Here is a 15,772-nt window from a genome sequence, read left to right on the forward strand (position 1 = left end):
CGACGAGCGACTTGTTTAGACAATGCAGCATGTGAAACTGTCTTTGATAAATTAAAAGTTGAAATTGGTAGTTTACAGCAATACGCAAATGCCTCAGAGCTAACCAAAGCAATCGCTTCCTGGATTAATTATTACAATCAAAAGCGAATTCAAATAAAATTAGGCGGTCAATCACCACTCGATTTCGAGCGGCAATTAACTGCCTAATTAACAAAACTATTTAGTTCCAACTTTTTGGGTAAACGTCAAAGTTAACATTCCGGACGTGACGGCGCTTCTCACCGACGACCCAGCCATGCAAAGCTTTTTTACCGCACTAACACCTGGTTACTAGCGCGAATGGGCCCGCTTTATCTTCGGGGCCAAAGCGCAGGCTACTAAGGACAATCACATCGCAAAGATGAAGGAAGTTTTTGCGGCTGGATTCAAGTCAAAACGGGCCTACGATTCACGGCCTGATAAATAACGAAAAAAGTGTAACCGCAAAAATTTGTGGTTACACTTTTTATTTTCTGAAACTATTTTAGAGCGTTTCAATTGGGAGGTTCATTCCCTTCCAACCTTCAAGCGCGCCGGCCAGTTCAAACGCATCAAATCCTGCTGACAACAGAATGAGCAGTGCTGTTTTCCCGAGCGTCGTGCCACCCGTCCAATCGTACACCACGTACGTCTTGTCGTGATCCAGCTCGTCCAGGTGGTTGGCAAGGTCCTTAGCAGGCATTGCGACAGCGCCTTTGATTTGGTCTTTCTTAACCTGTGCTGGTGCGTTACGCACATCTAACACAACGTACTTTGAATCAGTCTCATCCAGACTGTTAAGGACCGTAAAATGGTCGATATACAGGCTCAAATACGTTTGTAACAGCTCAATTTTCTTATCATTCATTTTCTAATCCTCGTTTGTCGTTTAGTTGTGTCGTTCCTTGCTTCACTTTGTTCAGTAACCGGGTCAGTTGCGCCCGTTCCTCAGTTGAAAAATTGCTAAAGATCGTGGCAACTGCTCGAAAGTTTTCGGGTAAAAAAGCGGTTAAGACAGCACGCCCCGCGTCCGTTAACCGAATTAAGACCGCCCGTTTATCAGCCAGCACATGATCCTTTGTAATCCACCCACTCCGTTCCATTCCGACAAGTAATTTACTGACCGTTGCTCGTGATGCCCCCAATTTTGTTGCCAATTCGGACGGTAACAACGCATGGCTTGGTTCATTGTCTAAGAACATCAGTAGAATAAACTTTGATTCAGATAACTCATAACGTGCTAAAACGTTCTCGTAGGCCGCCTGCATTTCTCGAAACGTCCACTGAAAATCCAAAAATAGACTTGCTGCTTCTGGATCCGTCATGGTCGTATACGCCGCCAACGTTAGTTTTAACCGGTCGTCATCCGGACGGTCTGCAAACGTAAACTCTGTCATTACGAACTCCTTTATGAATATAATTAGCCAGCTAATTATATTCAGTATACCTGTCATTTTCTTTTCGTCAACATTTTTTACTTCATCCGCATGGCGTTTAGATCAACGACGCAAACAAAAGCACCGCCCCGCGGATTAATCGCAGGAACGGTGCTTCATTATTTCATCAATTTAGAATTCAGCATTACCCGGTGTCCGTGGGTAAGGGATCACGTCACGAATGTTTTCCATCCCGGTCACGTACATCAGTAACCGTTCAAAACCGATCCCGAAGCCGGAGTGGACGGTTTCACCATACTTCCGCAGGTCAAGGTACCATTGGTATTCTTCCACTGGCATGTCGAGGTCAGCAATCTTCTTGGCTAACTGAGCTTGCCGTTCTTCACGTTGGCTCCCACCAACTAATTCCCCAATTTCAGGAACCAGCAGATCAACGGCAGCCACCGTCTTACCATCATCGTTATCACGCATGTAGAACGCCTTGATGGCCTTTGGATAGTCCGTCAGGAAGACCGGTTTTTGGTAAATTTGTTCACACAGGTAACGTTCATGTTCAGCCTGTAAATCAATGCCCCATTCAACGGGCATTTCGAAGTCAACTGGCGCCGCCTTCAATTCTTCGATGGCCTTGGTGTAGGTCAACCGAACAAAGGCTTCATCACGGGTCTTCGTTAACCGATCAATCAACGTGTTATCAACCGCCTCGTTTAAAAAGGCCAGTTCGTCCTGCGCATTCTTCAACAGGTAATCAATCACGTACTTCAGCAAGGCTTCAATCGTATCAACCGTGTCCGTCAAATCAGCAAACGCCATTTCTGGTTCAATCATCCAGAATTCTGAAGCGTGGCGCGTCGTGTGTGAATCTTCGGCACGGAAGGCTGGGCCAAACGTGTAGACGTTACGTAGTGCCAGTGCAAAGGCTTCCGCCTGCAATTGACCACTAACAGTCAGGTTTGTCTCCTGCTTAAAGAAGTCCTGACTATAATCCACGTTGCCCTCATCCGTTGTTGGGACGTTCTTCATGTCGAGGGTCGTCACTTCGAACATTTCGCCAGCCCCTTCTGTATCACTGCTCGTGATAATTGGGGTGTTCACGTACGTAAAGCCGTGTTCCTGAAGGTATTGATGAACAGCAAACGCAGCCAGCGAACGAATGTGGAACACTGAATAAAACGTGTTGGTCCGGGGACGCAGGTGCGCCATAGTCCGCAGATATTCAAACGTGTGCTGCTTTTTTTGAAGCGGATAGTCACTGCTGGAGTTTCCCACCAGCGTAACCGACTTTGCTTGAACTTCAAATGGTTGCTTTGCGTCTGGTGTGTACGTGACCGTCCCAACCACCGCAACGGTCGCACTGATTGGTAACTTACCGATCTCAGCAAAGTCTTCCAAATCACTCTTAAACACGATTTGCGCGTGCTTTAAGGATGATCCGTCGTTTAATTCAATAAAGCCAACCTTTTTACTACTCCGGATTGTCTTTACCCAGCCACGTAACGTAATTTCTTCATCCGGTGCAACCTGTTGATCACTGTAAAGCTGTTTAACTAGCATTTCTGTCATAATATTATCCTTTCACCACGTACCACTCTGCTTCAAATCGACTAAAAAAAGACCCTCCATCCCCATAATAGGGACGAAAGGTCTTTCCGCGATACCACCCACATTGCCTGCCGAATGACATCGACAAACCAACTTTAATAACGTACTAACATACGCTCCGTGTGATAACGTACCGGCAACGGCTAATCTTACTCGATCAATTCAGAATAGCAACAGAAAAAGTGTTCTTCCATCCGGCCTCGCCACTAAGCTTTCACTATCCTTAGCTCGCTATCGTTAAGTCTCCGCGTGGACACGTCTTTTTCTTTGGTTTTTTAGTTTAATTAAGTTGTCAAAATCATAGCACTAATTTTTGCTGGAAACAAGCAACGCCTGAACAACTATTATGAATAGTTGTTCAGGCGTTTCCCCCATTGTTTAGCATGAAAACTCTAACCCCAAAAATCAGCGTTAAATTCTGATATCCATTCGGGTTAAGTCACGATTATGTTTGATTTGCGTTAACATCTCGCGCCCTTTTTCTGTTAGACAGAGCTTTTTGACCCGCCGATCGGTTTGTGAAAAGGCCATGACCACCAAGCCGTGGTCCACCATTCGAACCACTTTACTCGAGACAGCTGACAAAGAAACACCAATGTTATCCGCTAACTCTGTCGAAGAAATGTCAGGGACTTGATCAATGATCTTTAAATACGTCAATTCCAATAAGGTCAGTCCGTATTCACGCACAAAATGCTGATTCAACTGGTTGACCCGACGTTGCTGTTTAATTAAGTCACGCCAGGCACTCGTCTCACTCGTTATTTGCATTGTCATCACCACTTCACTTTCACCAATATTTCTTGTGGCGGATTACCCCTAACAAGTACCGCTACTGGTAAATCTAATCTTGTTAAAAAATAACTTCGATTTACTTTTTCTTACTATGCTAGTTATTTTAACTTTTGCACGACCGGATTTACTGCAACTTGTTAACTAAAATTATCGTTTTTTTGGTTAATTTTCGAAAAAAAGAGACTAGTTAACTATTTAATTTAGAAATAGCTAAGCTCGTTATGCTTTAGGGCTGGATTATTCAAAAGAAACCACCATCTGAACGGTCAGTTAAATCCGTTCAAACAGTGATTTCTTCCAGGAGCAGTTTCACTTAATCCATCATTTTTTGTCCAAACCGTGCTCTACCGGATAATCGCCGGGCAATCATTCCCAACCACGTTCCGTTTGTCTGGGGATCACGCTGACCGCCACGCTTCAAAATTTGGTTATCAAACCGTTTAAAGATGGCATCATTTTCGCGCTGAATTCGTTGCTTTGAAGAAACATTGGACCAAATCACCCGGGTAGACCGCCGTTTAAACGTCACGATTGGTGCTGCCACCAACATCATCACTTGTTTACCCCAACTAACCGGATAAACGCCCGGTTTCTGGTCGGCGGTTACTGGCGTATTCGTGGCCGCTAGCGGTTCCAGTGGCTGCTCAACTCGCGCTCGTGGCTGTTTCGGCAATTGCCACCGCATGGGTTGGTCAACTGTTTCACTCACCGGCACTGGCTGTTCTGTAAATTGATGGCCCACTTGAATAACGAGCTGTGTTACCAGAACTACTGGTTGGTCTTGAGGCACACTCACCGACTCAACCATAGCTGGTGGTATTGGTTGGTCAACTGGTTTTGAGTTCGTTAGTTTTGTTGGCGGCGTTACTGGTGGCGCTAGTCGTTTTAGGTACACGGCGTAGGTTTGTTGACCAGAATCACTAGTAAATGTTCCCGTCCCGCCATCACTAAACCCATCACTCACCAGCTGATACCCTTGTGCCTCGTACCCTTTGACGCGCGCCGTTGTCTCATACTCGATGGGGTCCTCTTCAAGTCCTGTCACCAGATCCGTTGCTAGTGGCTGGCCGGTCGTGTCATCAACGTACGTTATCATAGCCGTTTTGTTACTTTTATAATAAAAGATGACTGCTTGTTTATCGGTTGTTAATGTTGCCGGACCGTACACACCACCGGTACCGGCCGTTACCACGGTGTCATTGTTCTTGTAATAGTTCCAGTTCGTTGCTGTATAGCCAGTAATCGGCTTTGCGACAATGATACCAAGATTGGCATCAATACTTGCACTGGTGCCATACACGTCCTGCGAGGCAATCGTTGCCCCCGTAACGGCATCTTTGTAATACATCTTAACCAATTCACCAGAAATTCTGGGTGTGCTCAGCGTGACTAACCGTAAGGACGAATCCCCATGAAACGTAATTTCAAACTGCATGTTAAACGTTGTCGCTGGTGTCGTTTGTTGCGTCACGAATCCCGGAACTTGTGGAAAATACCAATAAATTGCTTCTGTCCCAGAGATGGGTGAAAGTTGCTGAATCACCGCGGTCTTGGGAATGACGTACACCATGCCAGTTGCCATGTTCGTCACGGTAATTGCAGACCAATCCGTAATGTCCGCATGATAATAAAGAACTCTGTATCGCTGAATCCAAACGGTTGTTGCCGTATCACCTTGTGGGCTAACGTACGCGTTCATGTTTGTGATGTTCACTTGCTTGGTATAACCATCGGTACTTGGTTGTTCTGACCACGTCCCGGTGTTAAGCGCATTGCCGCCGTCCTTTTGCCAGTTGTTCCAATCAATGCCCGTCGCCGCAGATGACGTTGGTGCCGCCGCGGCCAGCTGTTGCTGCGCAACCCGTGCGGTCGGCTTCACTGCGTTAGATGTCGGAGTAGGTGCTGTTTTCGCTACTGCTGATGCGGCCGCCGAAGTTGCTTCGTGGCCATCAGAGCTAGCCGCCACAGATGAAGTCCCAGATTGGGACTGATTTGAAGCTTTCTGTGATTGATTACTCCCGTCCATTGATGACGAAGAATTAGCCGCTGCCGTGCTCTGTGAACTTGCTAAATCAGAAGCTGAAACACGCTGTTCTGTCGTCGCTGCCTGTGCGTTAGCGGTGACGAGGCCCGTTCCTACACTCAACGAACTCAGGGTCACCCCCATCACTAACCATCGTTGATTTATTTTTTTCTTCTTTGCCTGCATTACTTATCAGCCTCATCCTTCACTGGCCGTTGTTTCAACTCAATAATTACATCAGCCAGATGCTCCCAATCCACCGGTAACGGTGGATTTTCCCAGGTCACCTGGGGGACAACACTTTCCGGAAAATAAATATCAGAGAGATATAAATCCGTCTTTGCGGTCACAACAGAATCTACCTGAATTTCGCCAGGGGCCAAACTCAGCACGTTACGTTTAATGTACTCGGAATAAATGTCTCCCTGTGAGAAATCGACCGTCACATTGATTGGAACCGCAAAGTACGCGATTGGCACAACGTTTAACAATGTGAACATCAACGAGTAATAAATTTGCGTCAACATTGCTTCGTCGATCTGACCAACCATCTGTTTCTGACAGGCCATAATCAGTCGTTCAACAGTTGCATGAACACGTGGATAAGTTTCCTGAAAAAACGAAATCTCTGTGGGCGATGCAAACGTGGCTAAACTATAAAACGGATACTGACACTTTAAATTAATTAATCGAAGCGATTTTGTTAGGTCTGCCATCATCTTAGCGGGTAATGTTGCACTTACTGCATTTGAAATAATGTTAAGTTGCTCTTGTGTCACCCGGGTGACATTTTCCTGCAATTCAGGCGACAATGTGGCCCCCGTTATGGTTAGGGCATCGATGATAACTAAGAATTCATTGATTGCATTAATTTCAAGTGTTGCCATATCATCGTCAAGGCTAAACTGTTGCTTTACATATTCCGTCAACAGCGGAACGGTTGACTGTACCTCGACATCTGTTGCTTCAACCCACTTTTTCATCCGCAATCTTGTAATCTGAATGGCACATAGATACTGTAGCTGAATCCGCTGTGTAATTGTCAATCGGACCTGCTCTAACTGGCGAATTCGCTCCACTTCTTGTTTAGCAGCAGCCGTGATTCCAGCACTAAACGGAAATGTTGCTCCATTGAAAAAGTAATAATATACGCCAAACAATGAACGCCGTAAGGCTGCTTCGCTTCGCTCATCCCATCCGGGTAAGGATGAAACTGTTAGCGCAATGGTTGTCTTTTGTCGGTAGTACACTGCCCGACTAATTCCTAAGCGACTTAGAAAATCACCAAAATTATCTTGATCATCATATAAATACGTACGGGTAAAAATTTTAAACCGAATCGAATTTGACGCTAATCTTTGTAATAGCGCTTTCATTGTTTGCGACGTTACGCCGCTTGTTTGAATTCCTTGATCAAATAAAATAATCGTTGGACAATTATCCTGATCAAACAGACTTTCCATTTGATGATTAATCATTTCGATAATTCGCTTTAACTTATATGCGCTGATTCCAAGATCAGCAAAAACATTATTCAACAAAATGACATCACGATTTTTATCAAGAATATACTGCAATAAACGGATCGATGTTTGTTGATCTCGATCTAATAGCGCTAAATACCGGTCATCCATCAAGACTCTCCATGTTCCAGAACATTTAATAAATTTAAATATCTTTATGCTTCAGTAATTAAGCAATTAAATTTACTATATATTTATTGTACTAAACTAAAATGTTTTCAATCTTTATTTCTTTATTAAAATTATTATTATTATATTTCCTGCAACTTTCTACAGACAAAAGGGTCGCTACGGTTTTATCCGTGGCGACCCTTTACCAAGTTGTTAATAATAACGTTTCATCATCTACCGATGTGAAATAAGCCTGTTCGCTTCACTTTCTAACCGAAAGAGCGTACCCTCCGGACTCTGCCGGAAGTCGTTTGCAAATGTCTCACTCATTGGGTCAACACGCCCAACTTCATCACCAACAATGTCTTCAACAACCAATTGGTTTCCAGCCCACGTCACTTCATCATAGTGGCCATCCAATAAGTAATCGACCCAGTACTGTAACGTATCATGAACGGCGTTTGCCATGACCTGTTCTTCCGTTACTTGATGCTCACCATCGCGCCGCGCGTTTTCTTCCTGAACCTTTAAAAGGACCTCGTGCATGTTTTCTGGAATTTCTTGACTCATTTTCTCACCTCGTTAATAAAGCTCTTGGTTTTATTATACCGTTTGTCGCCTACCTTGGTGTACATTCGCTAACATTTTCTGCTGTTTAAACCCACTTCATCCGGCGGGGGTCACAATGTGTCGGTTAAAATACCCATCCCCGCATGGCCTTCTTGTTCTGACTCCCGAAAACGCGGGCACAGGCGCAGGTCGCTTCTCAGGTAACACAAACGGGGAACTCATGGACATAACCCGTCCATAAATTCCCCGTTTGTGTTACCTGAGTGGGCCTAAACGCGCCTGTTCCCGCTCTATAAATTAATATCCATATTGAACGTTAGCTTGGACATTTCCAAACCTTCCGTTACCAAATGACCAATCAATGCCATTGTCTTTTCACGCATTGCTGCCACGATCTTGTGGTTTGCGTCCGTTAAGTGTGCCGTCAGCTCATCACCCGTGAGGTGTTTATCTGCGGCTTCCTGTTCGATGGTTGCCATCATGCGGCGCATCTCTTCACGACAGTCCTTCAAGTAATCAATGTCTTCTTGAATGAAGTGGCTGTAATGACTTTCTGTCAGCATCGCAATCGTCCGGTACATCCAGTACGCATACTTTACGTTATACGTCATGGATGTGTTGCTGAAGCTATCGTCCGTATCCGTTGCGTTCGCATAAAATGGCAAGAATGGCGTGAACGTTGGCACCCCAATTGAGAGCCACATTACAGCAGACATTGCTTCAGGAACATCAGTCCGAATCTGCAAGATGTGACTTTGTTGCGTCCGGTTCAATGAAATTGGTCGGTAACGCGTCTTGTCTTCTTCAGAGCCATGGCCCATTGGGTCAAACGGTGTTTCGTTGTAGTGAGACCCCTCGATGTATTCAATGTCTTCCAAACTGATCAACCGGCTTGAATGACAAATGAACGGTAAATTACTTGATTCTGGATCTTGTTTAATTTCAGGGTTCAGGTACCGTTGAGCAAACCAAACACGTGGTGTGTTGTAGTGGCGGTCCTTTTCTGTATCAGTCCCGAAAATATGACGGAAGTTCCAGCCCGTCTTGTCAGGGTTTAAGTGGTGTTCATCAACAAATTCACGAATCCCGTCAGACCACATAAAGTTGTCTGGATCGTCAAAGTCAATTTGTTCTTGGCCCACTTGGTTTGCAGTGATGACGTAGGCGTCATCTGGAATCCGTGAAGCCACCCAGTGATGGCCCGTAACGATTTCCATGTACCAAATGTCCTTATCGTCAGCAAAAATCACCCCATTACCTTCAGGTGACCCGTACTTAGCAATCAGGCCACCTAAGTAAGTGACCCCTTCTTTAGCAGAATTGATGAAGGGCAAAACCATCGTTTGCATCGTGTCTTCAGCCATTCCGTCAACAACCAGCGGATCGTAAGCCAAAACCTTTTCGTTCGCGTACACACTTTCTGTGGCGGACATGGCGATGTTCTTTTCGTTGAACCCACTTTCGTCGTAGATCCCTTCGCTAGGAACATCAACGTTTGGCGTTCCTTGGTACCGGTAGCCACTTTCTGGCAATGGTGCCTTGAAGCCATTTTGTGTGGACACTAGGTTTTCATGGCGACCACTAACTGCAGGGTACATCACAACCTTTTGTGGTGTGATTGGTAAGAACGTGTCATCATTTCTGGCAATCATGACGGAGCCATCAACGGACGCCTTCTTACCAACTAAAACTGTGGTACATGCTTTATCCCATTTCATCGTTATTCTACCCTTCTCAACAAATTTTTCGTTTCTGTTAATTTACTCATTTTAACTCACTTCAGGTTGGAGTACCACTCGCGAACCCGACCACAACATTCGGCACCACCATCTTTGGTATAATAACTTTAATTACAATTAAAGTAGTATTTCCATGCAAAATTTTCTTTTTGATGTTGATGGTACCCTGATTGACTCCGAAAAAATGTACATGCTGTCCATGCAACGGGCCCTCGCTGACTTTGGCCATGACTTTGCCTACGACCAACTGTCACCAACGTTTGGCACCACTGCCATGATTGCCCTGCACGATGTAGGCATCACCGATGATGAAGCGCCTGCCGTTCTGAAAAAGTGGCAAGTGTACGAAGATGATTATTACGACACCATGCACGTCTATGCCGGTGTTGAGGCCGTTTTAAAGCAGCTTCATGAAAATCACCGACTTAAAACGGCCATCGTCACGTCCAAACTGATGCCCGAATATCAACGTGATCTGATCGACAACTTTAATTTGGATCAGTACATGGATGCCCGGGTAACCGCTGATGAAGTGGCACACGGCAAGCCATCACCCGAATCACTAAACGCCGCCATTCATAAACTCACCCTTGATCCCCAAATCACCGTTTACGTTGGGGACACCATTTACGATCAACAGGCTGCTCATGCCGCTGGCCTCAGTTTTGCACTTGTTACATGGGGTGGGCCAAAGGATCAGGCCTTAATTCGTGACAGCAATTTTGTTATCGACAAACCACATGACTTATTAAACCTGATTGATTAACTCCCATCGTCAGCACCACTTTTGATGCAGAAAGGCGCTCATTATGATCACTTATCATACGGTTAACGTTGCTGGATTAGACATCTTTTATCGAGAAGCAGGGGCCAGTGACAAACCCACACTGCTGCTTTTGCACGGCTTCCCCACCGCGAGTCACATGTTTCGTGATTTAATGCCCCAGTTAGCGGCGCACTTTCACTTAATTGCGCCGGATTTTCCCGGTTTTGGCCAGTCCAGTGCGCCGGACCACACAACGTTTAGCTACACCTTTGACCACCTCGCCGAGGTGACAACGGCCTTTTTAGAACAGCTACAACTGGACCACTTTTACATGTACGTTTTTGATTACGGTGCGCCCATCGGTTTTCGGATTGCCACGGCCCATCCAGAGTGGCTTCTCGGGATCATTAGCCAAAATGGGAACGTTTATCAGGAAGGTCTGGGCGAGAAATGGGCCACCCGGCAGGACTTCTGGGATCACCCAACGCCTGCTAAACGTGACCAGTATCGAACCGCCTTTGCACCAGAAACAATCAAGCAACAATATACGTTTGGAACGCCCGCAAACAGTGTGTCACCAGATGGTTATACACTGGACATTGCCTACATCCCAGACACCTGATTATGCGGAACGCCAGTTAGATTTGATTTTCGACTATCAGACTAACATCAAACTGTATCCCGCCTTCCAAACATACTTACGGACGGCGCAACCAAAACTTTTGGCCATCTGGGGGAAAAATGATCCCTCGTTCATTTACCCCGGTGCAGCCGCCTTTAAAAAAGACGATCCGAACACGAAGGTCATCCTTGTTGATAGCGGTCACTTTGCCCTCGAATCACACGCGGATGTCATCGCAACGGCAATCAAAGATTACTTTGTTGACGCATAACCACGTGCTCTAATCTAGCTAACGCAAAAACGCCCACATGGACAAGAAGTCCATGTGGGCGTTTTATAAACACTTTAGTGAATTCCAACAATCGTTGCGAAAATTGGAACCACAATATCAATAACAATACTGATGATAACCACGGCAATGGCAGCCATTGAACCTTGGGCAGAACCCAACTTCAACGCAAAGGCTGAACCAACCGTGTGACCTGATGTTCCCAAGCCAAGACCAGTCCCGATTGGGTCTGAGTTCAACCGGAAGACCTTAACAAGCCAACCACCCAGTGCGTAAATGATCACGGCGTTTAAGATACATGCCATGGCCGTTACGGCTGAGTTCCCACCAATCGCAGTGGCAATTGGTAAGGCAATCGCTGTTGTTGCAGCCTGTGGCAACATGGAAGCAATCCCAACGGTGCTCAAGCCAAAGGCCTTTGAAATTCCGTAAATCACAAACAGTGAGACGAAGGCCCCAATGATCAAAGACAAGAGAATTTCTAACCAGAACTTCTTTACGATGTCGTTACGTTTGTACAACGGAACCGCAAACGCGATTGTTGCTGGGTTAAGGAACCAGAAGATGATGTCCCCACCTGGCTTATAGGCCATCGTGTAGAACTTAGCGGTGTCCATTCCCAACATCTTAGCAAGAATAACTAAAATAATAATTCCAAGAACCATCCCAACGAATAATGGTTGGAATAAGAAGAAGCCGTTAGTCTTTTCGAATAACCATTGACCCAATAAATAAACGGCGATGGATAAGAAGATCCCAAAGAACGGTGTGACAAAGTATGCCAGAGGTCCCTTGATGACCGGAGCGGCGGCAGCCGCTAAAATTGATACGGACATGGTGTAACCCTCCCTTTACTTTTCGTCCTTTGAATTAACCGTTGCGTCACCATGGAACCAGTTGACCCGAATCCAGATGAACAAGCGCGTTGTGTAGGCCACAACAACCAGTAAGACTGCCGTGGACAAAATGATGACACAGACGAGCTTCCAACCTTCGTTTTGCAAAATGCCTAACGTGCCGGCAAGTTGAATCCCCGATGGAACAAACAGAAAACCAATCAAGCTGATCATGATGGCTCCAAATGAGTCAACCCATTCAACCTTCACGATTTTAAACGTCAGTGCTAAGTACAGCAGAACCAGCCCAATAACGGGGGTTGGCAATGGGAACTTAGGGAACGTCTTGCTGACATATTCAGAAATCAGCCATGAAATGAACAAAATCGTGGCGTAAATTCCGATTTGGATCAGAATCGGTGCATCCTTTTTCGGTGCAGCGTCGTTGCTGGGCTTATTATTAGCAGCCATAACAACATCCTCCTTAGTGTTTGTGAATAATTGCTTAAATGAACCAAGACTACTCACTTCGGGTAATCCAGTTTACGTTTAAATTTTAGTAGATTCATCACCAAAAAGCACGTATTTACAGCCAAAGGGCCGAATTCTCTTCTGAAATACCCTCGTCACAATCTGGGTTACTTTTCATCTTGTGCAAAGGTTAGCGAAATTAACTAATAACGCGGATATTCACGGGGATTTCAGGTGTAAAAATTGGCCGGATTCTTCATTAGATAACGCCGCACCTACACAGTCGAAACGCGAAATTGGGCGCAGGCCCACTTAAATAACGCCGCACACTCATGGATAAAAAACATCCATCAGTGTGCGGCGTTATTTAAGTGGGCCTAAGCGCGCCCTTTTTCGCTCTGTTTTTCTTACATGTTTAATCGTTGTTTCATTTGCTTCACAAACGAACGGCTCACCGGCACCTTATCGCCATTGATCAACGTGATTTGGTACGTGTGATTAAACCACGGTTCCACCTCCGAAATGGCCCGCAAATTGACCACAATACTCCGGTGGATCTGCATAAACTGATCCGCTGGGAGTCGGTCGATTAACCAGCTCAACGTTTGGTGTGCGTGAAACTGACCGGTCACAGTGGTTAATTTCAACTCGCCGTTTTCCACAAAGCACGTTAACAAGTCGTCCTGGCGCAGCACCCGCGTTTTATCATCCTCAGTGATGGAAATCATTCCGCTGACTCCTGCCGGGGTTGTTTGCAATTTATCACCAGCCTCATGCGCGTCGCGAATCGCCGCAGCCTTGGTCAGTGCCTGATCGATTCGCTCCTGTTCAAACGGCTTTAGAACATAATCCACCGCGTCCACGTTAAACGCCTGAACCGCGTAGTTATCGTATGCCGTTGCAAAAATCACCAAGGGTGGCGTCGCTAACTGTTTCAGTTTATCCGCCAGATCGAAGCCACTTTCATTATTTAACGCAATGTCCAAAAAGACTAAATCCATCGGTGTTGTGAGTAATAAACCGATCGCTTCGTTAATTGTTTCCGCCTGAACGACCTGACGGACCAGCGGATTGTGTGTCAATAAATACGTTAGTTCATCACGGGCTAACGGTTCGTCGTCAACGACCAAGACCTTCATTTAATGCGACCTCCTTTCGGGGAATCCGGACCGTTACCGTTGTTCCCTGTTGACCTGTTTCAAACTTCAAATGGCTAGCGGAACCATATAGTCCCGTCAGCCGTGCATTTAAGTTTTCCAATGCCGTGCCGCTACCATTAGCTGACGCGACAACCTGGTGGCCCAACTGCGGCAGCACCGTTGCGTCAATCCCATGACCATTATCCGTGACCGCCACAACCAGTGACGTCGCGGTCTCCGTCACACTAATTTTTACCACGTTGCCAGACCGGCGATCGCCAAACGCATGCCGAATTGCATTCTCCACCAAAACCTGAATTGTAAACGGCGGTAGCAGCACATTAGCTGCCGTTTGAATGTCAAACTGAACGTCATACTTATCTGGAAAACGCGTTTGTTCCAAGGATAAGTACGCATCCACATGCTCCCGTTCCTGCCGCAACGGGATTTCCGTTTCCCGAACCCCTTGTAAGTTGGTCCGAAAGTACGTTGATAATTGTAACAGTAGCGTTCGCGCCTTATCTGCGTCCGTCCGCATCAGCGCCGAAATCGTGTTGATCGCATTGAAAAAGAAGTGGGGATTAACCTGCGCTTGCAGTGACTTGATCTCCGCATCCTTCACCAACTTTGACTGTTCCTCCGCCATCCCTAGCGCTAACTGGCTGGAAAAAATGGACGCTAATCCGGTGGCTAATTGCTCCTCAACCGGCGTTAAATCCTTGGCGTTCGTGAAGTACACCTTGAGCGTTCCCACCACATGCTGCTGAACAACTAGCGGGATCACAACGGCTGCTTCCAGTGGACAATCGTGGTACGGACAGCCAATTTCTGCTCGTGAATGGGCAATCCCCATGGTTCCTGTCGCCAACACCTTTTTCGACAGTTCCGTCATCACTTCTTTTTCCGGGATGTGGTGGTCGCTTCCGGGTCCGACATGCGCCAACACAGCGGTTGTATCCGTAATACCAATAGCGTCAAAATTCGTATAGTCTCGGATAATTGTGGCCGCTTGTGTCGCGTTGATTTCGTTTAATCCGGAACTAAAAAACGGCACCGTTCGGTCAGCCAACTCTAACACATCATGCGTCTGAACCGCCCGTAATTGCTCTTCCTGGCGAATGTACGCTGAGATGATCGAAATAAAGATAGCCGTTCCCACACTGTTTAAAATCATCATTGGAAAAAAGATCAACCGAACGAGTTGAAACCCAGCGTCACTGAAAACAAAAATAAAAATCATCTGTACCGATTCCATCGTCAAGCCGGTCAAAGCCGAGGTCATCATGGTTGGATACTTGTCTCTATTAATGTAACGTTGCCCAATTCCACCGGACAACACTCCAACAATCACTGAGCTGGCAATGTAGAAAAGGTCAGACCCATTTCCTTGAATGACCCGGTGAATCCCGGCAATGAGCCCAACGATCCCACCAACCACCGGCCCACCGACTAATCCTGATACGGTGATGGCAAGCGTTCTGGTATTAGCAATGGAATCAGTCGCCGGTAATCCCGTTAGCCATGTCGTGGATACCAGTGTGTTGTGGGGCGTAATTTCAACCCCGGTTAAGTTTGAAATAATCGCAAACGCTGCGAAAATTAAAATCAGGATGCCTTTGGACGTCCACGAATTTCGTTCCTTTAATAACCGGCGGAAATAACTAACATTGACCAGCAAAAACGCCAGCAAAATGATCAGTCCCACCCGTTGCATCATCAGTAAAAACAGTGTCAACATGGCTTTATCCTTTAATTCCTTGTCCTCGATAATTAGTATGGTCAATTATACGCCATTCCGTTAACTCCCCATAATCGAACACACTTTGTAATGGTCTGCGTTTTACATCACCGGATGACTCAGTTAAACTAGG

Annotated in this window: 16 protein-coding genes and 1 pseudogene; 5 read left to right on the forward strand and 12 right to left on the reverse strand. The window is 46.0% G+C overall.

Going from position 1 to position 15,772, the window contains the following annotated elements; all coding sequences use genetic code 11:
• Together ACKTR5_RS09770 and ACKTR5_RS09775 are read left to right on the forward strand one after the other, a co-directional pair.
• Positions 1 to 207, forward strand: a 207-nt coding sequence (locus ACKTR5_RS09770; protein ID WP_407881149.1) for an IS3 family transposase, incomplete at its 5' end; no start/stop codon positions are given.
• 49 nt (positions 208 to 256) lie between these two features.
• Positions 257 to 466 (forward strand): annotated as a pseudogene (locus ACKTR5_RS09775) (YdeI/OmpD-associated family protein).
• Positions 467 to 523: 57 nt separating this feature from the next.
• On the opposite strand, the gene ACKTR5_RS09780 reads toward ACKTR5_RS09775, so the two are convergent.
• From ACKTR5_RS09780 to ACKTR5_RS09815, 8 genes are all read right to left on the reverse strand, one after another.
• The gene (locus ACKTR5_RS09780) at positions 524 to 886 is read right to left on the reverse strand and encodes a rhodanese-like domain-containing protein (protein WP_407881151.1); all 363 of its coding nucleotides are present in this window, start codon (positions 884 to 886) and stop codon (positions 524 to 526) included.
• Positions 879 to 1,415, reverse strand: a complete 537-nt coding sequence (locus ACKTR5_RS09785; RefSeq protein WP_407881153.1) for a MarR family winged helix-turn-helix transcriptional regulator — start codon at positions 1,413 to 1,415, stop codon at positions 879 to 881. The genes ACKTR5_RS09780 and ACKTR5_RS09785 overlap by 8 nt, the downstream gene beginning before the upstream one ends.
• Before the next feature lie 171 nt (positions 1,416 to 1,586).
• Positions 1,587 to 2,978 (reverse strand): asparagine--tRNA ligase, encoded by a 1,392-nt coding sequence (gene asnS, locus ACKTR5_RS09790; RefSeq protein ID WP_407881154.1) that lies wholly within the window; start codon positions 2,976 to 2,978, stop codon positions 1,587 to 1,589.
• Between the two features lie 450 nt (positions 2,979 to 3,428).
• On the reverse strand, positions 3,429 to 3,788 hold the full coding sequence (locus ACKTR5_RS09795) for a MarR family winged helix-turn-helix transcriptional regulator (RefSeq protein WP_407881155.1): 360 nt from the start codon (positions 3,786 to 3,788) through the stop codon (positions 3,429 to 3,431).
• Positions 3,789 to 4,125: 337 nt separating this feature from the next.
• Positions 4,126 to 6,021: a mucin-binding protein gene (locus tag ACKTR5_RS09800; protein WP_407881157.1), complete on the reverse strand. Its 1,896-nt coding sequence runs from the start codon at positions 6,019 to 6,021 to the stop codon at positions 4,126 to 4,128.
• A complete protein-coding gene (locus tag ACKTR5_RS09805) occupies positions 6,021 to 7,469 on the reverse strand; it encodes a hypothetical protein (RefSeq protein ID WP_407881159.1) in 1,449 nt (482 codons plus the stop codon). The genes ACKTR5_RS09800 and ACKTR5_RS09805 overlap by 1 nt, the downstream gene beginning before the upstream one ends.
• Before the next feature lie 234 nt (positions 7,470 to 7,703).
• Positions 7,704 to 8,039: a hypothetical protein gene (locus ACKTR5_RS09810; RefSeq protein WP_407881160.1), complete on the reverse strand. Its 336-nt coding sequence runs from the start codon at positions 8,037 to 8,039 to the stop codon at positions 7,704 to 7,706.
• A gap of 290 nt (positions 8,040 to 8,329) precedes the next feature.
• A complete protein-coding gene (locus ACKTR5_RS09815) occupies positions 8,330 to 9,757 on the reverse strand; it encodes a C69 family dipeptidase (RefSeq protein WP_407881161.1) in 1,428 nt (475 codons plus the stop codon).
• A gap of 154 nt (positions 9,758 to 9,911) precedes the next feature.
• On the opposite strand from ACKTR5_RS09815, the gene ACKTR5_RS09820 reads away from it, so the two are divergent.
• Genes ACKTR5_RS09820 through ACKTR5_RS09830 form a run of 3 tightly spaced genes read left to right on the forward strand, consistent with a single transcriptional unit; the run spans position 9,912 to position 11,437 of the window.
• Complete coding sequence (locus ACKTR5_RS09820) at positions 9,912 to 10,544, forward strand: HAD family hydrolase (RefSeq protein WP_407881162.1); 633 nt, start codon at positions 9,912 to 9,914, stop codon at positions 10,542 to 10,544.
• Positions 10,545 to 10,587: 43 nt separating this feature from the next.
• Positions 10,588 to 11,166, forward strand: a complete 579-nt coding sequence (locus ACKTR5_RS09825) for an alpha/beta fold hydrolase (protein WP_407881163.1) — start codon at positions 10,588 to 10,590, stop codon at positions 11,164 to 11,166.
• Entirely contained in the window at positions 11,144 to 11,437 is a 294-nt protein-coding gene (locus ACKTR5_RS09830) for an alpha/beta fold hydrolase (RefSeq protein WP_407881165.1), read from the forward strand. Before ACKTR5_RS09825 ends, ACKTR5_RS09830 begins: the two co-directional genes overlap by 23 nt.
• A gap of 74 nt (positions 11,438 to 11,511) precedes the next feature.
• Here the strand turns inward: ACKTR5_RS09830 and lrgB are convergent, their stop codons facing one another.
• From lrgB to ACKTR5_RS09850, 4 genes are all read right to left on the reverse strand, one after another.
• Positions 11,512 to 12,291, reverse strand: coding sequence for an antiholin-like protein LrgB (lrgB, locus tag ACKTR5_RS09835; RefSeq protein WP_407881166.1), 780 nt, complete (start codon positions 12,289 to 12,291; stop codon positions 11,512 to 11,514).
• Positions 12,292 to 12,306: 15 nt separating this feature from the next.
• Positions 12,307 to 12,762 (reverse strand): CidA/LrgA family protein, encoded by a 456-nt coding sequence (locus ACKTR5_RS09840; RefSeq protein ID WP_407881168.1) that lies wholly within the window; start codon positions 12,760 to 12,762, stop codon positions 12,307 to 12,309.
• Between the two features lie 407 nt (positions 12,763 to 13,169).
• Positions 13,170 to 13,901, reverse strand: coding sequence for a LytTR family transcriptional regulator DNA-binding domain-containing protein (locus ACKTR5_RS09845; RefSeq protein WP_407881169.1), 732 nt, complete (start codon positions 13,899 to 13,901; stop codon positions 13,170 to 13,172).
• Positions 13,882 to 15,639, reverse strand: a complete 1,758-nt coding sequence (locus ACKTR5_RS09850) for a LytS/YhcK type 5TM receptor domain-containing protein (RefSeq protein WP_407881194.1) — start codon at positions 15,637 to 15,639, stop codon at positions 13,882 to 13,884. Before ACKTR5_RS09850 ends, ACKTR5_RS09845 begins: the two co-directional genes overlap by 20 nt.
• Positions 15,640 to 15,772: the final 133 nt, after the last annotated feature.

This window comes from Furfurilactobacillus entadae, from assembly GCF_045862745.1.
GTDB lineage: Bacteria > Bacillota > Bacilli > Lactobacillales > Lactobacillaceae > Furfurilactobacillus > Furfurilactobacillus entadae.

What these genes read in the sequence shown, in the direction of transcription:
- ACKTR5_RS09780 (WP_407881151.1), bottom strand. Translation starts at nt 886, where the DNA reads ATGAATGATAAGAAAATTGAGCTGTTACAAACGTATTTGAGCCTGTAT.
- ACKTR5_RS09785 (WP_407881153.1), bottom strand. Translation starts at nt 1,415, where the DNA reads ATGACAGAGTTTACGTTTGCAGACCGTCCGGATGACGACCGGTTAAAA.
- asnS (WP_407881154.1), bottom strand. Translation starts at nt 2,978, where the DNA reads ATGACAGAAATGCTAGTTAAACAGCTTTACAGTGATCAACAGGTTGCA.
- ACKTR5_RS09795 (WP_407881155.1), bottom strand. Translation starts at nt 3,788, where the DNA reads ATGCAAATAACGAGTGAGACGAGTGCCTGGCGTGACTTAATTAAACAG.
- ACKTR5_RS09800 (WP_407881157.1), bottom strand. Translation starts at nt 6,021, where the DNA reads ATGCAGGCAAAGAAGAAAAAAATAAATCAACGATGGTTAGTGATGGGG.
- ACKTR5_RS09805 (WP_407881159.1), bottom strand. Translation starts at nt 7,469, where the DNA reads ATGGATGACCGGTATTTAGCGCTATTAGATCGAGATCAACAAACATCG.
- ACKTR5_RS09810 (WP_407881160.1), bottom strand. Translation starts at nt 8,039, where the DNA reads ATGAGTCAAGAAATTCCAGAAAACATGCACGAGGTCCTTTTAAAGGTT.
- ACKTR5_RS09815 (WP_407881161.1), bottom strand. Translation starts at nt 9,757, where the DNA reads ATGAAATGGGATAAAGCATGTACCACAGTTTTAGTTGGTAAGAAGGCG.
- ACKTR5_RS09820 (WP_407881162.1), top strand. Translation starts at nt 9,912, where the DNA reads ATGCAAAATTTTCTTTTTGATGTTGATGGTACCCTGATTGACTCCGAA.
- ACKTR5_RS09825 (WP_407881163.1), top strand. Translation starts at nt 10,588, where the DNA reads ATGATCACTTATCATACGGTTAACGTTGCTGGATTAGACATCTTTTAT.
- lrgB (WP_407881166.1), bottom strand. Translation starts at nt 12,291, where the DNA reads ATGTCCGTATCAATTTTAGCGGCTGCCGCCGCTCCGGTCATCAAGGGA.
- ACKTR5_RS09840 (WP_407881168.1), bottom strand. Translation starts at nt 12,762, where the DNA reads ATGGCTGCTAATAATAAGCCCAGCAACGACGCTGCACCGAAAAAGGAT.
- ACKTR5_RS09845 (WP_407881169.1), bottom strand. Translation starts at nt 13,901, where the DNA reads ATGAAGGTCTTGGTCGTTGACGACGAACCGTTAGCCCGTGATGAACTA.
- ACKTR5_RS09850 (WP_407881194.1), bottom strand. Translation starts at nt 15,639, where the DNA reads ATGTTGACACTGTTTTTACTGATGATGCAACGGGTGGGACTGATCATT.